The sequence below is a fragment of the Cellulomonas cellasea genome, from assembly GCF_006538745.1.
Lineage (GTDB): Bacteria > Actinomycetota > Actinomycetes > Actinomycetales > Cellulomonadaceae > Cellulomonas_A > Cellulomonas_A cellasea.
This window is the reverse complement of the sequence record NZ_BJLR01000004.1, coordinates 40,499-58,809: the sequence shown is the minus strand read 5'-3', so window position 1 is coordinate 58,809 and position 18,311 is coordinate 40,499. Positions and strand designations below refer to the sequence as shown.

The 18,311-nt window shown below is 75.6% G+C and carries 14 protein-coding genes; 8 read left to right on the top strand and 6 right to left on the bottom strand.

What is annotated here, in order from left to right; genetic code table 11:
* The first annotated feature begins 225 nt into the window (after positions 1-225).
* Positions 226-2,040 (top strand): ribonucleoside triphosphate reductase, encoded by a 1,815-nt coding sequence (locus CCE01nite_RS02090; RefSeq protein WP_034630018.1) that lies wholly within the window; start codon positions 226-228, stop codon positions 2,038-2,040.
* Positions 2,037-2,720, top strand: coding sequence for an anaerobic ribonucleoside-triphosphate reductase activating protein (locus tag CCE01nite_RS02085; protein WP_052104151.1), 684 nt, complete (start codon positions 2,037-2,039; stop codon positions 2,718-2,720). The genes CCE01nite_RS02090 and CCE01nite_RS02085 overlap by 4 nt, the downstream gene beginning before the upstream one ends.
* Before the next feature lie 11 nt (positions 2,721-2,731).
* Here CCE01nite_RS02085 and CCE01nite_RS02080 read toward each other — a convergent pair whose 3' ends face one another.
* On the bottom strand, positions 2,732-3,214 hold the full coding sequence (locus tag CCE01nite_RS02080) for a hypothetical protein (protein WP_034630015.1): 483 nt from the start codon (positions 3,212-3,214) through the stop codon (positions 2,732-2,734).
* Between the two features lie 290 nt (positions 3,215-3,504).
* Between CCE01nite_RS02080 and CCE01nite_RS02075 the strand changes: the two genes are divergently transcribed.
* The 3 genes from CCE01nite_RS02075 to CCE01nite_RS02065 all read left to right on the top strand — a co-directional run bounded on the left by CCE01nite_RS02075 (position 3,505) and on the right by CCE01nite_RS02065 (position 8,140).
* On the top strand, positions 3,505-3,840 hold the full coding sequence (locus CCE01nite_RS02075; protein WP_034630011.1) for an STAS domain-containing protein: 336 nt from the start codon (positions 3,505-3,507) through the stop codon (positions 3,838-3,840).
* Positions 3,841-3,923: 83 nt separating this feature from the next.
* Positions 3,924-5,525: a 3' terminal RNA ribose 2'-O-methyltransferase Hen1 gene (locus CCE01nite_RS02070; RefSeq protein ID WP_034630008.1), complete on the top strand. Its 1,602-nt coding sequence runs from the start codon at positions 3,924-3,926 to the stop codon at positions 5,523-5,525.
* Positions 5,522-8,140, top strand: coding sequence for a polynucleotide kinase-phosphatase (locus tag CCE01nite_RS02065; RefSeq protein WP_034630004.1), 2,619 nt, complete (start codon positions 5,522-5,524; stop codon positions 8,138-8,140). The genes CCE01nite_RS02070 and CCE01nite_RS02065 overlap by 4 nt, the downstream gene beginning before the upstream one ends.
* Before the next feature lie 94 nt (positions 8,141-8,234).
* On the opposite strand, the gene CCE01nite_RS02060 is transcribed toward CCE01nite_RS02065, so the two are convergent.
* The 4 genes from CCE01nite_RS02060 to CCE01nite_RS02045 all read right to left on the bottom strand — a co-directional run bounded on the left by CCE01nite_RS02060 (position 8,235) and on the right by CCE01nite_RS02045 (position 12,036).
* Positions 8,235-9,317: a hypothetical protein gene (locus CCE01nite_RS02060; RefSeq protein WP_034629999.1), complete on the bottom strand. Its 1,083-nt coding sequence runs from the start codon at positions 9,315-9,317 to the stop codon at positions 8,235-8,237.
* A complete protein-coding gene (locus tag CCE01nite_RS02055; RefSeq protein ID WP_034629994.1) occupies positions 9,314-9,853 on the bottom strand; it encodes an RNA polymerase sigma factor in 540 nt (179 codons plus the stop codon). The genes CCE01nite_RS02060 and CCE01nite_RS02055 overlap by 4 nt, the downstream gene beginning before the upstream one ends.
* Before the next feature lie 156 nt (positions 9,854-10,009).
* Complete coding sequence (locus tag CCE01nite_RS02050; protein WP_034629988.1) at positions 10,010-11,473, bottom strand: hypothetical protein; 1,464 nt, start codon at positions 11,471-11,473, stop codon at positions 10,010-10,012.
* Positions 11,470-12,036, bottom strand: coding sequence for a sigma-70 family RNA polymerase sigma factor (locus CCE01nite_RS02045; RefSeq protein WP_246056279.1), 567 nt, complete (start codon positions 12,034-12,036; stop codon positions 11,470-11,472). Before CCE01nite_RS02045 ends, CCE01nite_RS02050 begins: the two co-directional genes overlap by 4 nt.
* A 194-nt stretch (positions 12,037-12,230) precedes the next feature.
* Between CCE01nite_RS02045 and CCE01nite_RS02040 the strand changes: the two genes are divergently transcribed.
* From CCE01nite_RS02040 to CCE01nite_RS02030, 3 genes are all read left to right on the top strand, one after another.
* A complete protein-coding gene (locus CCE01nite_RS02040) occupies positions 12,231-14,528 on the top strand; it encodes a sodium-translocating pyrophosphatase (RefSeq protein ID WP_034629980.1) in 2,298 nt (765 codons plus the stop codon).
* 299 nt (positions 14,529-14,827) lie between these two features.
* Positions 14,828-15,580 carry an endonuclease/exonuclease/phosphatase family protein gene (locus CCE01nite_RS02035; RefSeq protein WP_170223927.1) on the top strand — a complete coding sequence of 251 codons (753 nt, stop codon included), beginning with the start codon at positions 14,828-14,830 and terminating at the stop codon, positions 15,578-15,580.
* Positions 15,581-15,666: 86 nt separating this feature from the next.
* On the top strand, positions 15,667-17,340 hold the full coding sequence (locus tag CCE01nite_RS02030) for a DUF7059 domain-containing protein (protein WP_034634067.1): 1,674 nt from the start codon (positions 15,667-15,669) through the stop codon (positions 17,338-17,340).
* Positions 17,341-17,344: 4 nt separating this feature from the next.
* Here the strand turns inward: CCE01nite_RS02030 and CCE01nite_RS02025 are convergent, their stop codons facing one another.
* Complete coding sequence (locus tag CCE01nite_RS02025; RefSeq protein WP_141371909.1) at positions 17,345-18,142, bottom strand: thermonuclease family protein; 798 nt, start codon at positions 18,140-18,142, stop codon at positions 17,345-17,347.
* Between the last annotated feature and the right edge of the window lie 169 nt (positions 18,143-18,311).

Genomic DNA, 18,311 nt, shown 5'->3' with positions numbered 1-18,311 from the left:
ACGCCGGGGCGCCCGGACGCGCATCGTCGTCCCTGCGCAGGCCCGCAGCCCGGCAGCGCGAGGCACGGGACCAAGGTCCCCAGGCGCGCGGGGCCTCCGGGCATAGAAATGCCACATCTTGTTGCCCGGCGCCGCGCGGACCACCACATGTTGTGAAGACATTCCGGACAGGCGGCGCGGCACCGCAGGACCCGCACCCCGCACAGCCCGCCGGAGGAGACCGTCATGCAGCACCACCCCGTCGTCGAGGTCGGCTCGTCGATCGACGAGTACCTCGACCGCAGCGACTGGCGCGTCAACGCCAACGCCAACCAGGGCTACTCGCTGGGCGGGATGATCCTCAACACCGCGGGCAAGGTCGTCGCGAACTACTGGCTGAGCCATGTGTACGCCCCGGAGATCGGCCGGGCGCACCGCGAGGGCGACCTGCACATCCACGACCTCGACATGTTCTCGGGCTACTGCGCGGGCTGGTCGCTGCGCACGCTGCTGCAGGAGGGTCTCAACGGCGTCCCGGGCAAGGTCGAGGCGCGCGCCCCGAAGCACTTCAGCTCGGCGATCGGGCAGATCGTCAACTTCCTCGGGACGATGCAGAACGAGTGGGCGGGCGCGCAGGCGTTCAGCTCGTTCGACACGTACATGGCCCCGTACGTGCGGGTCGACGCGCTGACGTACGCCCAGGTCAAGCAGGGCATCCAGGAGCTCGTCTACAACCTCAACGTGCCGTCGCGCTGGGGCACGCAGACGCCGTTCACGAACCTCACGTTCGACTGGACGTGCCCCGAGGACCTGCGCGAGCAGGTGCCCTTCATCGCCGACGAGCCGATGGACTTCACGTACGGCGACCTGCAGGTCGAGATGGACCTGATCAACCGCGCGTACATCGAGGTCATGACCGACGGGGACGCGAGCGGCCGGGTCTTCACGTTCCCGATCCCGACGTACAACATCACCGAGGACTTCCCGTGGGAGTCCGAGAACGCCGAGCTGCTGTTCGCGATGACCGCGAAGTACGGGCTGCCGTACTTCCAGAACTTCATCCGCTCCGACATGAAGCCGGGCGACGTGCGCTCGATGTGCTGCCGCCTCCAGCTCGACCTGCGCGAGCTGCTCAAGCGCGGCAACGGGCTGTTCGGCTCTGCGGAGCAGACGGGGTCGCTCGGCGTCGTGACCGTCAACTGCGCGCGGCTCGGCTACCTGTACCGGGGCGACGAGGCGACGCTGCTGCGCGAGCTCGACCGCCTGCTCGACCTCGCCCGGGACTCCCTCGAGGTCAAGCGCACGGTCATCCAGAAGTACATCGACGAGGGCCTGTTCCCCTACACGAAGCGCTACCTCGGCACGCTCGACAACCACTTCTCGACGATCGGCGTCAACGGGATCAACGAGATGGTCCGGAACTTCACGTCGGACCTCGAGGACGTCACGACGGACGACGGGCACGCGCTCGCTGTCCGGCTCCTCGACCGCGTCCGCGCACGCATGGTCGAGTTCCAGGAGGCGACGGGGCACCTGTACAACCTCGAGGCCACGCCGGCCGAGGGGACGACGTACCGGTTCGCCAAGGAGGACCGCAAGCGGTTCGCGGACATCATCCAGGCCGGCACCGACGCCAACCCGTACTACACGAACTCCTCGCAGCTCCCGGTCGGCTTCACCGACGACCCGTTCGAGGCGCTCGAGCGCCAGGAGGAGCTGCAGCGCAAGTACACGGGCGGCACGGTGCTGCACCTGTACATGTCCGAGCGGCTGAGCACGGCGCAGGCGTGCCGCGAGCTCGTGCGCCGGTCGCTGTCGACGTACGCGCTGCCGTACATCACGATCACGCCGACGTTCTCGATCTGCCCGAACCACGGCTACCTCGCGGGGGAGCACCCGACGTGCGAGCGCTGCGGCGACGAGCGGCCCGGCGCGGACCCCGTCGTGTGCGAGGTGTGGACGCGCGTCATGGGCTACCACCGGCCCGTGAGCTCGTTCAACATCGGCAAGAAGGGCGAGCACGCCGAGCGCACGCCGTTCCTCGAGCCGGTCCGCGCGTGAGCGGTGCGGGTCCCGCCGGCTCGGGTGACGCGCTCGAGATCGCGGGGCTCACGGCGCTGTCGACGTGCGACTGGCCGGGCAGGCTCGTCGCGACCCTGTTCCTGCAGGGCTGCCCGTGGGAGTGCACGTACTGCCACAACCCGTCGCTGATCGACCCGCGCACCCCGGGCACCGTCCCGTGGTCGCGGGTCCGGGCCCTGCTCGCGCGACGGCACGGGCTGCTCGACGGCGTGGTGTTCTCGGGCGGGGAGCCGACGCGCCAGCACGCGCTCGCGGCGGCGATGCGCGAGGTGCGCGACGCGGGCTACCTCGTCGGGCTGCACACGTCGGGGGCCTACCCGCGCCGGCTCGCGGAGGTGCTGCCGCTCGCCGACTGGGTCGGGCTCGACGTCAAGGCCCCCGCGTCGCTGTACGAGGCGATCACCCGGGTCGGCCCGAGCGCGGACGCCGCGTTCGCCTCGCTGCGGCTCGTGCTCGACTCGGGCGTCGACGTGCAGGTCCGGACGACCGTGGACCCGACGGTCCTGACCTCGCAGGACGTCGCGCGGCTCGGCTCGACGCTGCGCGGGCTCGGGGTGCGCGACCACGTGCTGCAGGAGGTGCGGCCCGACGGGACGACCGAGGAGTACCGGGCGGCGCTCGCGGCGGAGCGGGCTCGCCCCGCTCCGGCGCAGGGCTGACGGGCTGGGCCTCAGCGCGCCGGGGGAGACGGGCGCCCGCCCGGGACCGGTCCGACGACGAGCCCGCCGTCCCACCGGCAGTCCACGAGCAGCCGGTCGTCGGGGCTGAACACCCAGAACCCCGCGAACGCCTCCGCGACGGCCGAGAGATGCGCGCGCAGGACCGCCACGGGGAGCTCGACGGACGGCACCACGAGGTTGTCGGGGACGAGGACGACCCGGGCGCCCCCGGTCACCCGTGCCGCGAGCGACCGGTCGACCTGGGCGACGCGGTCGGCGTCGTCGACCCACCGGCTGCGCGCGACGCCGGGGCCGTCGGGCCAGGCGAGCGTCACGCCGTCCTGCGCCGCGAACCTCCCGAGGCTCTCGCCGGAGCGCAGCGCGTCCTCGGCGGCGTCGAGCACCCGGACCCCGGAGCCCGGGTCCCGGGCGGCATCCCGCAGCGCCGCCGGCAGCACGTCCGGGCGCGTGCCGTAACCCGCGCTCGTCCTCACGGGGCGGACCTCGCGCTCGTGCTGCCCACGCGGGGCCGCGCGGCAGCGGTGCCGGCGTCGGCGTCGGGAACCGGGGGGCGGAGCGGCACCGGCCGATCATGGCAGAGTCGCTCCTCGGCCGGCCGGGCCCGGCCCGCGTGACCGGGCGCGGCCCCGGTGACCGGGCCTCCGTCAGGGCGTCCCGGGGTCGCCCTGACGGGCGGCGTACCCGGACGACACGGACGCGATGGCGCCGCAGCGCCCGTCGGTCTGTTTGAATGACGCCGAACCGACGAAACGGGGTGTGGGGCATGGACGTCGGAGTTGTCAGCCGGGCGGTGGGTGACGTGACCGTGGTCGAGGTCTCCGGGGAGATCGACGTCTACACGGCGTCGGTCCTGCGGGAACGGCTCGCGAGCCTCATCGACGAGGGACGCACGGACCTGGTCGTCGACCTCACACCCGTGCGGTTCATGGACTCCACGGGCCTCGGCGTCCTCGTCGGCGTGCTCAAGAAGGTGCGCGGCCACGGCGGCCGCCTCCAGCTCGTGATCGACTCGGAGCGGCTGCTCAAGGTCTTCCGCATCACGGCGCTCACGCAGGTCTTCACGATCCACGAGACGGTCGACGCGGCGCTCGCGGCCTGACCCGGACGGCGGCGCTCACCCGTCCGGCCGCCCGCGCGCGTTTTCACCTCGGTCGATCTGCGCCCGCGTGCCAGGATGCGCGGGTGCTGCTGGAGCTGACGACCGAGACCGACGACGCGAGCGACCTCGGGTTCCTGCTGCACAAGCACCCCGCGCGGGTCCAGGCCTTCGAGCAGTCGGTCGGGGTCGCGCACGTGTTCTACCCCGAGGCCGACGAGCGCCGGTGCACCGTCGCTCTGCTGCTCGAGGTCGACCCCGTCGCGCTCGTCCGCGGGAAGGGCCGCGGGTCGAGGGACTCGGCGTTCAGCCTCGCGGAGTACGTCAACGACCGCCCCTACGCGGCGTCGTCGATGCTCGCGGTCGCGCTCGGGAGGGTGTTCCGCTCCGCGATGGCGGGCCGGTGCGAGGCGCGGCCCGAGCTCCCCGGGAGGGAGTGGCCGCTCGAGGTGCGGGTGCCGGCGGTGCCGTGCCGCGGTGGCGTCGAGGCGGCGGTCCGCCTCTTCGAGCCGCTGGGGTGGACCGTGCGCGCGACGCCGGTGCCGCTCGACCCGCAGGTGCCGGCGTGGGGTGACTCGCGCTACGTCGACCTGCACCTGACGGGGACCATGCGGGTGGCCGATGCGCTGAGCCACCTCTACGTGCTGCTGCCGACGCTCGACGTCGCGAAGCACTACTGGGTGGGCACCGACGAGGTCGACAAGCTGGTCCGGGCGGGGGAGGGCTGGCTCGCACGCCACCCGGCGCGCGAGGAGATCGCCCGGCGCTACCTCGCGAACCGGCGCGTGCTCGCGGACTCCGCGGTGGCTCGGCTCGCCGAGGTCGACGACGTGCTCCCCGACGCGGACGACGACTCCGTCGCGGAGGAGCTGCCGGAGGACGTCCCGACCGCGGACGGCGACGCGGGCCGGGACGGCACCGCGACCCCGGACGGCGCCCCGAGCCGGGACGAGCAGGCGTCCCCCGGCGGCGCCCCGAGCCCGGACGAGCTCGCGACCCCGGACGACTCCGTGACCCCGGACGACCCCGCCGCGACGCACGACGTCGAACCAGGGCCCGAGCCGACCCGCGCCCCGCTCGCCCGCCTGCGCGTCGACGCGGTCGTCGAGCAGCTCCGCGCGGTCGGTGCGCGCAGCGTCGTCGACCTCGGGTGCGGCGAGGGCGTGCTGCTGCGGGCGCTGCTGCGGGAGAAGGGGGTCGAGCGGGTGCTCGGTGTCGACGTCTCGCACCGGGCGCTCGAGCTCGCCGCGCGGCGGCTGCACCTCGACACGCTCCCCGAGCGGCTGCGCGCGCGGGTCGAGCTCGCGCAGTCGTCGATTACGTACACCGACGCGCGGGTCGCGGGCTTCGACGCCGCGGTGCTCATGGAGGTGGTCGAGCACGTCGACCCGCCGCGGCTCGGCGCGCTCGAGCACGCGGTGTTCGGCGCGGCGTCGCCCGCGACCGTCGTCGTGACCACCCCCAACGCCGAGCACAACGTCCGCTACCCGACGCTGGCCGCCGGGTCGATGCGCCACCACGACCACCGGTTCGAGTGGACGCGCGCGGAGCTCGCCGCGTGGGCGCACGCGACCGCCGGGCGGTACGGGTACGGCGTCGAGCTGCTGCCCGTCGGCGAGGACGACCCGGACGTCGGCCCGCCGACCCAGATGGCCGTGTTCCGCCGGGCCGAGGAGGCGGCGCGATGACCGCGCTGACCGTCCCGGCCCTGTCGCTCGTCGTGCTGGTCGGGGTCTCCGGCTCGGGCAAGTCGACGTTCGCGGCCGAGCACTTCGGACCGTTCGAGACGCTGTCGTCGGACTTCTGCCGCGGGCTCGTCTCGAACGACCCGAACGACCAGGCCGCCACCGCCGCGGCGTTCGACGTGCTGCACCACGTCGCGGCGACGCGCCTCGACGCCGGGCTGCTCACGGTCGTCGACGCGACGAACGTCCAGCAGGCGGCGCGGCGCTCGCTCGTCGACCTGGCCCGCGCGCACGACGTGCTGCCGGTCGCGATCGTGCTCGACGTCCCCGAGGCCGTGTGCGTCGAGCGCAACGCGGCCCGCACCGACCGCGGCTTCGGCGCCCACGTGGTCCGGCGCCAGCGCGACCAGCTGCGGCGCTCGCTGCGCAGCCTGAGCCGCGAGGGCTTCCGGACCGTGCACGTGCTGCGGGGGGTCGAGGAGGTCGCGGCGGCCGTGATCGAGCGGCAGCCGCTGCGCAGCGACCGGCGCGACGAGACCGGGCCGTTCGACGTGGTCGGGGACGTGCACGGCTGCCGGGCGGAGCTCGAGGAGCTGCTCGGGCGGCTCGGCTACGTGGTCGAGCACGACGCCGAGGGGCGGCCGGTCGACGCCGTCCACCCGGAGGGGCGGCGTGCGGTGTTCGTCGGCGACCTCGTCGACCGCGGCCCCGACAGCCCCGGCGTCCTGCGGCTCGTCATGGGGATGGTGGGGGCGGGGCACGCGCTCGCCGTCCCGGGCAACCATGAGAACAAGCTCGTCCGCGCGCTCGACGGCCGGCAGGTGCAGACGTCGCACGGCCTCGCGGAGACGCTCGCGCAGCTCGAGGGGGAGACCCCGGAGTTCCGTGCCGAGGTGCGGGCGTTCTGCGACGGGCTCGTCGCGCACCTCGTGCTCGACGGCGGGGCGCTCGTCGTCGCGCACGCGGGCCTCAAGGAGGCGTTCCACAACCGCGCCTCGGGGCGCGTGCGCTCGTTCGCGCTGTACGGGGAGACGACGGGCGAGACCGACGAGTTCGGCCTGCCCGTGCGCTACCCGTGGGCCGAGGACTACCGGGGCCGCGCCATGGTGCTCTACGGGCACACGCCGACGCCGGTGCCGGCCTGGGTCAACAACACGCTCTGCCTCGACACCGGGTGCGTGTTCGGCGGGGCGCTGACCGCGCTGCGCTACCCCGAGCGCGAGCTCGTGCAGGTGCCCGCGCAGCAGGTCTGGTATGCGCCGGCCAAGCCCTTCGTCGTGCCGGGTGACGCGGCCGACGCCGGTGACGCGGCCGACGCCGACGGTGCGGCGAGCGTCGGGGTGGGCGCGCGCCGCGACCCGGGCGTGCTCGACGTGACCGACGTCCTCGGCAAGCGCGTCGTCGAGACCGCCCTGCACGGGCGCGTCTCCGTGGCCGCCGAGAACGCCGCCGGCGCGCTCGAGGTCATGAGCCGGTTCGCCGTCGACCCGCGCCGGCTGATCTACCTGCCGCCCACGATGAGCCCCTGCGCGACCGCACCCGACGGCCCGCTCCTCGAGCACCCCACGCAGGCGTTCGACGCCTACCGTGCGGACGGCGTCGCGCAGGTCGTGTGCGAGGAGAAGCACATGGGCTCGCGCGCGGTCGTCCTCGTGTGCCGCGACGCCGACGTGGCCGCGTCGCGCTTCGGGATGCCCCCGGGCGTGACGGGGGTCGTGCACACCCGCACCGGGCGACCGTTCTTCGACGACGCGCGGTCCGAGGCGCTGCTCGCGGTGGTCCGCGCGGCCCTCGACGCCACGGGGTCCTGGGACACGCTCGGGCCCGACGGCGCGGCGACGGGCTGGGTCCTGCTCGACGCCGAGCTCATGCCGTGGTCCGTCAAGGCCGAGGAGCTGCTGCGCACGCAGTACGCGAGCGTCGGCGCGGCAGCCCGGGCCGCGCTGCCGGCCGCCGTCGCCTCGCTCGAGGCCGCGGCGGCGCGGGGCCTGCCCGTCGACGCCCTGCTCGCGTCGACGCGCTCGCGGCTCGGCAACGCCGAGCAGTTCGCCGACGCGTACCGCCGCTACGTGTGGCCGACCGACGGGCTCGACGGCGTGCGCCTCGCGCCGTTCCAGGTGCTCGCGAGCGAGGCCGGCACGTTCGAGACCCGCGACCACCTGTGGCACCTGGGCGTCGCCGACGCGCTCGTCGCCGCGGACCCCACCGGCGTGCTGACCGCGACGCGGCGTCTCGTCGTCGACACCGGCGACCCCGCGTCCGTCGCGGCCGGCGTCACGTGGTGGGAGGACCTCACGGGTGACGGCGGCGAGGGCATGGTCGTCAAGCCTCTCGCCAACCTGACCCGAGCCCGCAAGGGCCTCGTGCAGCCGGGGATCAAGGTCCGCGGCCGCGAGTACCTGCGCATCATCTACGGCCCCGACTACACCGAGCCCGCGAACCTCGAGCGGCTGCGCTCGCGGCACCTGGGGCGCAAGCGCTCGCTCGCGCTGCGCGAGTACGTGCTCGGCCTCGAGGCGCTCACGCGGTTCTGCGCCGGCGAACCCCTGTGGCGCGTGCACGAGGCGGTGTTCGCGGTCCTCGCGCTCGAGTCGGAGGCCGTGGACCCGCGGCTGTGACGTCCGGGTCGCGCCGGTGGCGAGCCGGCGCGACCCGGACGCCGGTCACGGCTTGGGACGCCGGGGCCGGGATGCCGCCCCGGTGCTCGTGGCCTCAGCGCTCCCGGATGCGGTACGTGAGCTCACGGTCGTGGCGGGTGCCCACCGTCTCCGAGAGCTCGACGACGTGCTGCGCGTCGAGAAGCGTCGTGAGGCCCGACTGCGGGGTGCGCCCGCCGTCCAGCAGCTCGGCGGACGCCGCGGTGTAGCCGGCGTCGGCGAGCGCCCGCAGGGCGCGCTGGCGGCCGTCCGTCCCGGCGACCCCCACCGTGACGAGCCAGCCGCTCGCGGTCGTCCCGTCGAGCTCGACCGCCTCGACGAGCTCGCCGGGTACGAGCGGGACGTCGGCCGGGAACCCCGCGGGAAGCGGCACGGGGGTGGACGCACGCTCGAGCAGCTCGAGCTCCCAGGGGCCGTCGACGACGCGCTCGCCGGGCGACGCGGCGTCGGTCCACGCGTAGACGTCGTAGCGCCCGGGCGGCAGCGGCTCACCGTCCGTGCCGCACGCCGCGAGGTCGACCACGAGCTCACGAGGGGCGCTCGCATCGTGCCCTCCGGGGTTCAGGCCGCTCGGGTCGAGCCGCGCCTGGGAGTCCACGGCCTCCTGAGCCGGTGTGCGTCGCGCCGGCCCGGGGACGGAGACGACGATGCCGTCGCGCACCACGGCGAGGTGGGGAGGCTCGTCGAGGGACGGGACCAGCTCGGCGGTCGCACCCGGGCCCGCGTCCAGCACGGTCGTGAACGAGACGGCAAGCTCGCGGCCCTGCAGCGAGCCCAGCGGACCACGCGAGTCGTACTGCCAGCTCGTCGCGCTGAGCACGCCGACGCCCGCGCCGACGACCTCGATCGAGGCGTCCCCGTGCGTGCTGCCGAGCGACTCGGCCGCCGACCCGCACGCTCCCGGTTCGGCCCCCGGGACGGCTGCCGGGAGGCCGGCGGCGTCGCTGCGTGCCAGCGTCGCAGCCCCGAGCGCGACAGCACCGGCGGCTCCGAGCCCGACGGTCCCGCGGACACCGGCCCGCACCGCCCGCCGGCGCCGGATGCGCGCGGCGACGCCCGTCGTGTCGAGTGCCGGGCGCCCGGCCGCGACGGGGCCGTCGACGGCGTCGTGCAGGGCGCGGGACAGGTCGGTGCTCATCGGGTCCTCCCGGTCGGCAGCAGGGTCACGTCGAGGGTGCGGGCGACGGGCAGCGGCCCGAGCGCCCCCTCGAGCGCGTGGATCGCGTCGGACAGGTAGCGCTTGACCGTGCCGTCGGACAGCCCGAGGCGGCCGGCGATCTCGGGGACGGTCAGATCGTCGTAGTAGCGGAGCACGACGCACGCGCGCAGCCGCGGGCGCAGGGTCGCGAGCGCGGCGTGCACGTCGGCCCGCGCCGCCGAGGCGTCCTCGGGGCCGTCGGTCGTCTCGGCGCCGGCGAGGAGGTGCCGCACGCCGCTCCAGCGCCGCCGCCTCCGGTACCCGTCGAGGAAGACGGTCAGGACCGCGCGCCGGACGTACGCCTCCGCCGCGTGGGCCTCGCGCAGCGGGCGGCCCTGGCTGAAGGCCCTGACCAGCGCCTCCTGCACGAGGTCCTCGGCCTCCGCGGTGCCGCCGGTCAGCAGCGCGGCGTACCGCACGAGCGCCGCACCGCGCTCGCGCACCAGCGCGTCGAGCACGTGCTCCCAGTCGGCCACTGCGCCTCCGTCGTCGTCGGTCGGGGACGGGACCGCCCACCTGCCCCTCATGACGACCGGGCGGGCCCGATCGTTGGTCGGTGGCGCGGTCCGCCCCGAGCGGCCCCGAGCCCGCCCCGCGGCGCACCGCGCTGGTGCGCCGCGGGGGCGGGTCGGTCAACCGGCGACCTGCACCGGGAACGGCGGTGCGACGAGCACGACGGTGCCCGGCGCCAGCCCGGCCGCGGCGGCCTCGTCGATCCGCACGGCCGCCACGACGTAGACCTCGAAGTCGCCGGCGGGCGGGCGGCTCGGGCCGGTGTCCCCGGCCCCGCACGGGCTCACGCGCGCCCGGCCCGACACGTCGAGCGGTGCACCGCTGCCCAGGTCGACCGGCACGTCGAGGAGCTCCGTCGCGGGGTGCCCGTCGCCCGGCACCGCCACGATCGTGCCGTCCTGCACGAGGACCATCTGGACGCCGATGCCCGCCCAGCCGACGAGCCGTCCCTCGCCCGCCCAGACGAGCGCGGCGTCCAGTGCGAGCGCGTCGCCCTCGGCCGACGACGGCACGTCCGCCTGCGCGGTCAGCCGCAGCGCGGAGCCCGGGTCGGTGGGCGTGGGTGCGGGCGCGCCGCAGACCAGGTCTCCCACGGGCGCCGGGGCGGACCCGCCGGTGGCGCTGGCGGCGGGCGGGGCGGCGTCCGCGGTGACCGTGAACGTCACGGGCGAGCCCGAGGCCGTCCACGGCTGCGAGGTCGCGATCTGGGGCATCTCCTCGAGCGTGTGCTCCTCGTAGTACCCCGGGAGCTCCGGGTCCGCCTCGCCGTCGCCGACGGGACGCACCTCGAGCAGCGGGTGCACCTCGTACTGCCCGGGCGGCAGCGCCACGCCGGGGGAGCCGGGCACGGTGGTGCCGTCCTCGCCCGGAGCGCAGACCGTGAGCTCGACGCGGCCCGTCGTGACGCGCATGACGCCGTCCCGGTACCAGGACGCGTGGTCGAGCTCGCCGAGCGTGTCCGTCGGCATCCGCCACTCGACCGGGTCGTTGCCGGCCGCCGGGTCGCGACCGGTGGACCCGTGCGCCGCCACGGCCACGACGACGCCGTCGTGCACGACGGCGAGCCGGGGCCCGCGCGCGTCGCTGAGCGTGATCGCCGCGTCACCGGGCGTGCGCTGGATCGTCGTCACGTCGAGCGTCCCGTCCGCGGCGACCTGCTGCGAGCCGAGCACGGTGTCGACCGTCACGCTCGACGTCACGGGTGCCGCCGGCGCGGAGCCCACGACCGACCCGCACACCCCGAACGGCAGGCCGGGGTCGCCCACCGGGAACGCGACCGTGCTCGCCGACGGGCTGGGGCTCGCCGGTGCCGACGCGCTCGGCGACGGCGCGACCGTCTCCGTCGTCGCGGGCTGCGGGGCCGCGTCGAAGCGCACGCCGACCGCGTCGGCGCCCAGGGCCACGGCCACGACGGCGAGCCCGGCGACCCCCGACGTCACGGCGGCGCGGGTCCGGCGGCGGCGGCGCGCGGCACCGACGAGCGCCGAGGCCCGGAGCGTGCCGGTCAGGTCGCGGCTCTGCTCGTGCGCACGGCCGGCGCGCGAGGCGATGTCGTGCAGGGCGGATCCGAGGTCGTCGTTCATCGTCCGGCCTTCCTCGTCGTCAGGGGGGTGACGTCCTCGGTGGACAGCGCGTAGCCGTCCGCGAGCAGCGGCTCGAGGCGGCGGCTCGCGTCGAACGGGTAGCGCTTGACCGCGCCGGCGCTCAGGCCGAGCCGCTCGGCCGTCTCCTGGACCGTGAGGTCCTCGTAGAAGCGCAGGACGACGCACGCACGCTCACGCGGCGAGAGCCGGGCGAGCGCCGCCAGGACGTCGACGCGCTCGGGCACGGTCGCGTCGGGCGCGCGGAGCGGCGTCTCGTCGCGCAGCACCGGGGCCGCGCGCCACCACCGCCGGCGCGACCGGTACTCGTCGAGGTAGACGTTGAGGATCGCGCGGCGCACGTACGCCTCGAGCCACGTCTGCCCGGCCCCGGTGCGGCGCCGCGCGAACGTCCGCAGCACCGCCTCCTGGACCAGGTCCTCCGCGCCGGGCAGGGAGCCGGTCAGCAGGTAGGCGCACCCGACGAGCGCGGGTCCGCGCTCCTGCACGAGCTGCGTGAGCTCGTCGTCCCAGGCCATGTCGTCGTCCTCTCGGTGGTGCACCATCGTCGACCCCCCAGACGCCCGGACCACGCAGAACGTTGGGGGTGTCCTGCGGCGACGCGTCGCGACCGCGCGGTGCACCCGCCCGGTCGCGACCGGGCGTCGGCATCTGACTAGACTTCGGCGCGTCCGACGGCAACGGGGCCGCACGGACGGGCGTGGTTCAGGGGGGCCGCGCCGGTGCCCGAGGAGGTTGCATGCTCACGCTCGGACCCACGAGCCTCACCATCGTCAGTGTCATCGCCGCGATCGCCGTCGCCGCGCTGCTCTACGCGGTCGTGCTCAGACGTCAGGTGCTCGCCGCGGGCGAGGGCACCGCGAAGATGCAGGACATCGCACGCGCCGTGCAGGAGGGCGCGTCGGCGTACCTGGCGCGGCAGTTCAAGACGCTCGGGGCGTTCGCGCTCGTCGTGTTCCTGCTGCTCTTCCTGCTGCCGGGGGACATGGGCATCAAGGTCGGGCGGTCGATCTTCTTCCTCGTCGGCGCCGGGTTCTCGGCCGCGATCGGGTTCCTCGGCATGTGGCTCGCGACGCGCGCCAACCTGCGCGTGGCCGCCGCGGCGTCGCTGCCCGGCGGTCGGGCCGAGGGTGCGCGGATCGCGTTCCGCACCGGTGGCGTCGTCGGCATGTGCGTCGTCGGGCTGGGGCTCCTCGGGGCCGCGTCCGTCGTGCTGATCTACCGGGGCGAGGCTCCCTCGGTGCTCGAGGGCTTCGGCTTCGGCGCCGCGCTGCTCGCGATGTTCATGCGCGTCGGCGGCGGCATCTTCACGAAGGCCGCGGACGTCGGCGCCGACCTCGTCGGCAAGGTCGAGCAGAACATCCCCGAGGACGACCCGCGCAACGCCGCGACGATCGCGGACAACGTGGGCGACAACGTCGGGGACTGCGCGGGCATGGCGGCCGACCTGTTCGAGTCCTACGCGGTCACGCTCGTCGCCGCGCTCATCCTCGGCAAGGCGGCGTTCGGCGAGCAGGGCCTCGTGCTGCCGCTCATCGTGACCGCGATCGGCGCGCTCGTGGCGGTGCTCGGCGTCGTCATCACCAAGGTGCGCGGGAGCGAGAGCGGCCTCGCGGCCATCAACCGGGGCTTCTACACGGCGGCGCTCGTCGGCGTCCTGCTCGCGGCAGTCGCCGCGTACGTGTACCTGCCGTCGACGTTCGCCGAGCTCACGGGCGGCACCGCCGGCCTCGAGACGCACGGGGGAGACCCGCGGCTCGTCGCGACGCTCTCCGTGGCCATCGGCGTCGTCCTCGCCGGGGTCATCCTCTGGGTCACCGGCTACTTCACCGGCACGACGTCCAAGCCGACCAAGCACGTCGCCCGCACGTCGCTCACGGGCGCCGCGACCGTCGTGCTCTCGGGCATCGGGGTCGGCTTCGAGTCGGCGGTCTACACCGCCGGCATCATCGCCGCCGCGATCTGCGGGGTGTTCCTGCTCGCGGGCGGCTCGGTCGCGCTCTCGCTGTTCCTCATCGCGCTCGCGGGCTGCGGCCTGCTCACCACGGTCGGCGTCATCGTCGCGATGGACACGTTCGGCCCCGTGAGCGACAACGCCCAAGGCATCGCCGAGATGTCGGGCGACGTGACCGAGGAGGGCGCGCAGATCCTCACGGACCTCGACGCCGTCGGGAACACCACCAAGGCCGTGACCAAGGGCATCGCGATCGCGACGGCCGTGCTCGCGGCGACCGCGCTGTTCGGCTCGTACGCCGACGCCGTCTCCACGGCCCTGCGGGACGTCGGCGAGGCCGCGGTCGACAGCGACATCGTGGCCGCGATGCTGAGCTACTCGATCATCTCGCCGATCACGCTCGTCGGGGTCATCCTGGGCGGCGCGACCGTGTTCCTGTTCTCGGGCCTGCTGATCGACGCGGTGACCCGTGCCGCCGGGGCCATCGTGTTCGAGGTGCGCCGCCAGTTCCGCGACCACCCCGGGATCATGACCGGCGAGGTCCGCCCCGAGTACGGCAAGGTCGTGGACATCTGCACGCGCGACTCGCTGCGGGAGCTCGCGACGCCGGGCCTGCTCGCGGCGTTCGCACCGATCGCGGTCGGCTTCGGGCTCGGCATCGGCCCGCTCGCCGGGTTCCTCGCCGGGGCGATCGGCGCCGGCGTCCTCATGGCCGTGTTCCTCGCGAACTCGGGCGGCGCGTGGGACAACGCGAAGAAGATCGTCGAGGACGGCCACTACGGCGGCAAGAACTCCGAGGCGCACGCGGCCGTCGTCATCGGCGACACCGTGGGCGACCCGTTCAAGGACACCGCGGGCCCGGCGATCAACCCGCTGATCAAGGTCATGAACCTCGTGGCCCTGCTGATCGCCCCGGCGATCGTCGCGATCAGCGTCGGCGACGACGCGAACCACGCGCTGCGGCTCGCGATCGCGGTCGCCGCGACGGCCATCGCGTTCGGCGCGGTCATCGCCTCGCGCCTGCGCGCGGCGCGCGTCGACCAGGAGGGCCGGCTCGAGCAGGAGACGCAGCTCGTGCGCTGACGTCGCCGACGGCGCTGGGGGACCCGCGCCGGGACACCACGAGGGGATCCGCCGGGGCCGGCGGGTCCCCTCGTGCGTGCCGGCCGCGCGACGGGCCGGCCGGTCCTCCTGCGTGCCGGCCGTGCGGCGGGCCCGGTCCTTCTGCGTGCCGGTCGTGCGCCCGGGCGGGCGGGTTCCCTGGTGCGTCCGCGCCCGGGCGGTGGTGCCGCGGGTCCGACCGGCGGCGCCGGGCGTGACGCGCCACGCGTCCGGGGTGCGTCACCGGGCGCGTGCGGCGCCGAGACGGTGAGATGGGCGCCATGCCGGTGCTGCGCGTGATGACCTACAACCTCAAGGGCCTCAAGCTCGACGCCGCCGCCGCGGCCGCCGTCGTGCGGGCCGCGGACCCCGACGTGGTCGGCGTCCAGGAGCCGCCGCGCGGGCCGCTCGGGCGGTGGCGGCTGCGGCGGTTCGCGCGCGACGCGGGGCTGCGCGTCGCGGTCGGCCACGGCGGTGCACGCACGACGGCGCTGCTCGTCTCGCCGCGCGCGACCCGGGTCGAGGACGCGCGCGCGGTGCGCCTGCCGTGGTTCGGCGCGCGCGAGCGCCGGACGGCGTGGACGCGCCGCGGCTACGCGCTCGCGACCGTCGACGGCGTGCGGGTCGTCTCCGTGCACCTCTCGCTCGACCGGCTCGAGCGTGCCCGGCACCTCAGCCGCATCCTCGCGGAGGTCGAGGCGACGCCCGGGCCGTGCGTCGTCGTGGGCGACCTCAACGAGCAGCCCGGCGGCGAGACGTGGGGCCGGCTCGGGACGCTGCTGCGCGACGCGCACGTCGAGGCGCCCCGCGACGGGTCCGGTGGCGGGCCCGGCGACGGGCCGAGGGTGCCGTTCGGCGGCGCCCCGGCCGAGCCCGCGCGCACGTTCAGCGCGGTGCGCCCCCGGCGGCGGATCGACGCGGTGCTCGCGAGCCCGGACCTCGTCCCGCGCGGCGCCCGGGTGCCCGACGACGACGCGGCACGCCGGGCGAGCGACCACCTCCCGATCGTCGCGGAGCTCGAGCTCCCGGGCTGACGCCCGGCACGGCTCCGCGCCGTCCGCCCGGACGGGACCGCACGGGCCGCCCAGGTCCGCCGGCCGCGGCACGGCAGGATGGTCCGGTGACCGACCCGACCCCGCCGACCGACACCCCGCGCACCGACCCGGCGCTGCTCGACGCGCTCCGCGCCGACCTCGCCCGCAGCGACTACACCGTCGAGGGTGTCGAGGACCTGCTCGGCCCGCTCGCGGCCGCGGCGCTGCACCGCGAGGAGGCCGTCCCGGCCCTGCGTGCGACGGCTGGCACCACCGACCCCCGGGCGGCGCTCGTGCGGGCGTTCGTGCTGGGTGTGGACGTGCCGCGCGCGGCCCTCGAGCGGGCGCTCGGGCGGCTCGGCGTCGCGGGCGCGCAGGCCCTCGGGCTCGTCGAGGCGGCGGGCGAGGGCCCCGACGACGCGGTGCGCGCGCGGGTCGACCTCCGGCCGTACGAGGCGGCCGACGGCCTGGACACCGACCCCGCCACGCCGGGCACCACCGGGACCGCCGCCACCACCAGCGCCGCCACCACCAGCGCCGTCACCGGAACCGTCGACTGGTGGGTGGCCTCCGACCTGGGCGAGCTCGCGACCGGCCGCGCGCTGCGGACCGACCACGTGCTCGGCGTCGGCGGGGCCTCCACGACGCTCGCGCAGGTCACCGTGCGGGACGCCCGGACCCGCGCGCTCGACCTCGGCACGGGGTGCGGCATCCAGGCGTTGCACGCGGCCCGGCACTCCCGGTCGGTCGTCGGGACGGACATCTCGCGCCGCGCGCTCGCGTTCGCGCGGTTCAACGCGGACCTCGCGGGGGTCGCGCGCGACCGCCTCGACCTGCGCGCGGGCTCGATGCTCGGCCCGGTGAGCGGCGCGGGCGAGGCGCTGTTCGACCTCGTCGTGTCGAACCCGCCGTTCGTCATCACCCCCCGGTCGCCCGCGGCGGGCGCGGCGGGCGCAGCGGGCGACGTCCCGCTCTACGAGTACCGCGACGGCGGGCGCGCGGGCGACGCGATCGTCCGTGATCTGGTCACCGGCGTCGGCGCGGTGCTGGCGCCCGGCGGCGTGGCGCAGCTCCTGGGCAACTGGGAGGTCCGCCGCGGCGAGGAGTGGCACGAGCGCGTGGGGGAGTGGGTCGAGGAGTCGGGGCTCGACGGCTGGGTGGTCCAGCGCGAGCTGCAGGACCCCGCGCAGTACGCCGAGACGTGGATCCGGGACGGCGGCACGACCCCGGACCGCGACCCCGCGGCGTGGGCGCAGCGGTACGGCGCGTGGCTCGACGACTTCGCCTCGCGGGACGTCGAGGCCGTCGGCTTCGGGATCGTCACGCTGCGCCGCCCGCTCGACGGCCCGCCGACGCTGCGCCGGCTCGAGGAGGTCACCGGCGGGGTCCGGCAGCCGCTCGGCCCGGCGGTCGCCGCCTCGCTCGCGGCGCACGCGTGGCTCGACCGGCGTGACGACGCCGCCCTCGCGCGCGAGCACCTCGTCGTCGCGCCCGACGTGACCGAGGAGCGGTACCTGACGCCCGGGCACGCCGACCCGAGCGTCGTGCTGCTCCGCCAGGGTGGCGCCTTCGGCCGGACGGTCCGTGCCGGGACCGCCCTGGCCGGGTTCGTCGGGGTGTGCGACGGCGAGCTCTCGGTCGGGCAGATCGTCGGTGCGCTCGCGTCGCTGCTGGGCGTGGGCGCGGGCGACGTGGCCGCGGACGTGCTGCCGAGCGTCCGCGGGCTCGTGCTCGACGGCCTGCTCGTGCCCGTCGGCTGAGCGCTCAGTCCCGCGCGTCGGTCTCGGCGGCCGTCGGCTCCTGGTTGAGCACGAGCTCGACCTCGCCGCGGGCGAGCTCGAGCGTGGCGACGGCGGTCTGCGCCTGCGCGGCGTACCCGATCCGGTCGCTGGCGCGCAGGACGTCCCAGACGGCGCCGCCCTGCTCGGTGCCCATGAGGTCGACGAGGGCGTGCGCCTCCTCGATCAGCGCGTCGAGCTCGGCGCGCTGGGCGGCGAGCAGCTCGGCGCCGGACTCCTCCTCGAGCACGAGCGTCGCGGCCTCGACGCGGTCGGAGACCGAGAAGACCTGGCCGGGGATGGTGCAGTCGACCTCGGTCGAGAACAGGCCGGCGGCGTTGAACCGGGCGTCCTCCTGCGCGGCGCGCACGACCCACTCGTACTCCCGGTCCCCCTCCTCGATCACGAGGTAGCCGAGGCCGTCGGCGGCCATGACCTCGCTGAGGAGCCGGCCGTCGGGCAGGAACGCCGCGAGCGTCAGGTCGCCCTCGGCCGCGGGGGTCCCCTCGACGTCGAGGCGCAGCTCGGAGTCGATGCCGGCGTAGCCCGCGAGCTGCGCGGTCGCCTCGGGCGCGAGGCACTCGTCGCCCTCGGGTGCGGCGAGGTTCGTCAGGTGGAGCACGCGCTCCTGGCCGTCGAGCCGCACGCGCAGCGTGTCCCCGGACTCGACCGCGGTGACGGTCGCGATCGTCTCGTCGGGCCCCCGGTCGAGGAGGACGAACCCGGCAGCCCCCACGGCAACCACGAGCACGGCGGCGCCGGCGATCACGAGCTTGGTCCTCACGAGCGTTCCTTTCGACTGTCGCACCGCCACGCCTCGGGGATCGGTCCCGGGCACGGCAAAGTCGCCCGCCCGGCGACTGCACCGGACGGACGACTGTCGAGCGAGATGTGGTCGGACCATAGCGCCGGTGTGTGAACGCCACGTGTCGCGTCCGCGTTCCGTGTCACGC

Bases quoted from the DNA above. Each gene is read 5' to 3' on its own strand.
- CCE01nite_RS02075 (WP_034630011.1), top strand. From the start codon at position 3,505: ATGGACGTCGGAGTTGTCAGCCGGGCGGTGGGTGACGTGACCGTGGTC.
- CCE01nite_RS02040 (WP_034629980.1), top strand. From the start codon at position 12,231: ATGCTCACGCTCGGACCCACGAGCCTCACCATCGTCAGTGTCATCGCC.
- CCE01nite_RS02035 (WP_170223927.1), top strand. From the start codon at position 14,828: ATGCCGGTGCTGCGCGTGATGACCTACAACCTCAAGGGCCTCAAGCTC.
- CCE01nite_RS02060 (WP_034629999.1), bottom strand. From the start codon at position 9,317: ATGAGCACCGACCTGTCCCGCGCCCTGCACGACGCCGTCGACGGCCCC.
- CCE01nite_RS02065 (WP_034630004.1), top strand. From the start codon at position 5,522: ATGACCGCGCTGACCGTCCCGGCCCTGTCGCTCGTCGTGCTGGTCGGG.
- CCE01nite_RS02045 (WP_246056279.1), bottom strand. From the start codon at position 12,036: ATGGTGCACCACCGAGAGGACGACGACATGGCCTGGGACGACGAGCTC.
- CCE01nite_RS02090 (WP_034630018.1), top strand. From the start codon at position 226: ATGCAGCACCACCCCGTCGTCGAGGTCGGCTCGTCGATCGACGAGTAC.
- CCE01nite_RS02050 (WP_034629988.1), bottom strand. From the start codon at position 11,473: ATGAACGACGACCTCGGATCCGCCCTGCACGACATCGCCTCGCGCGCC.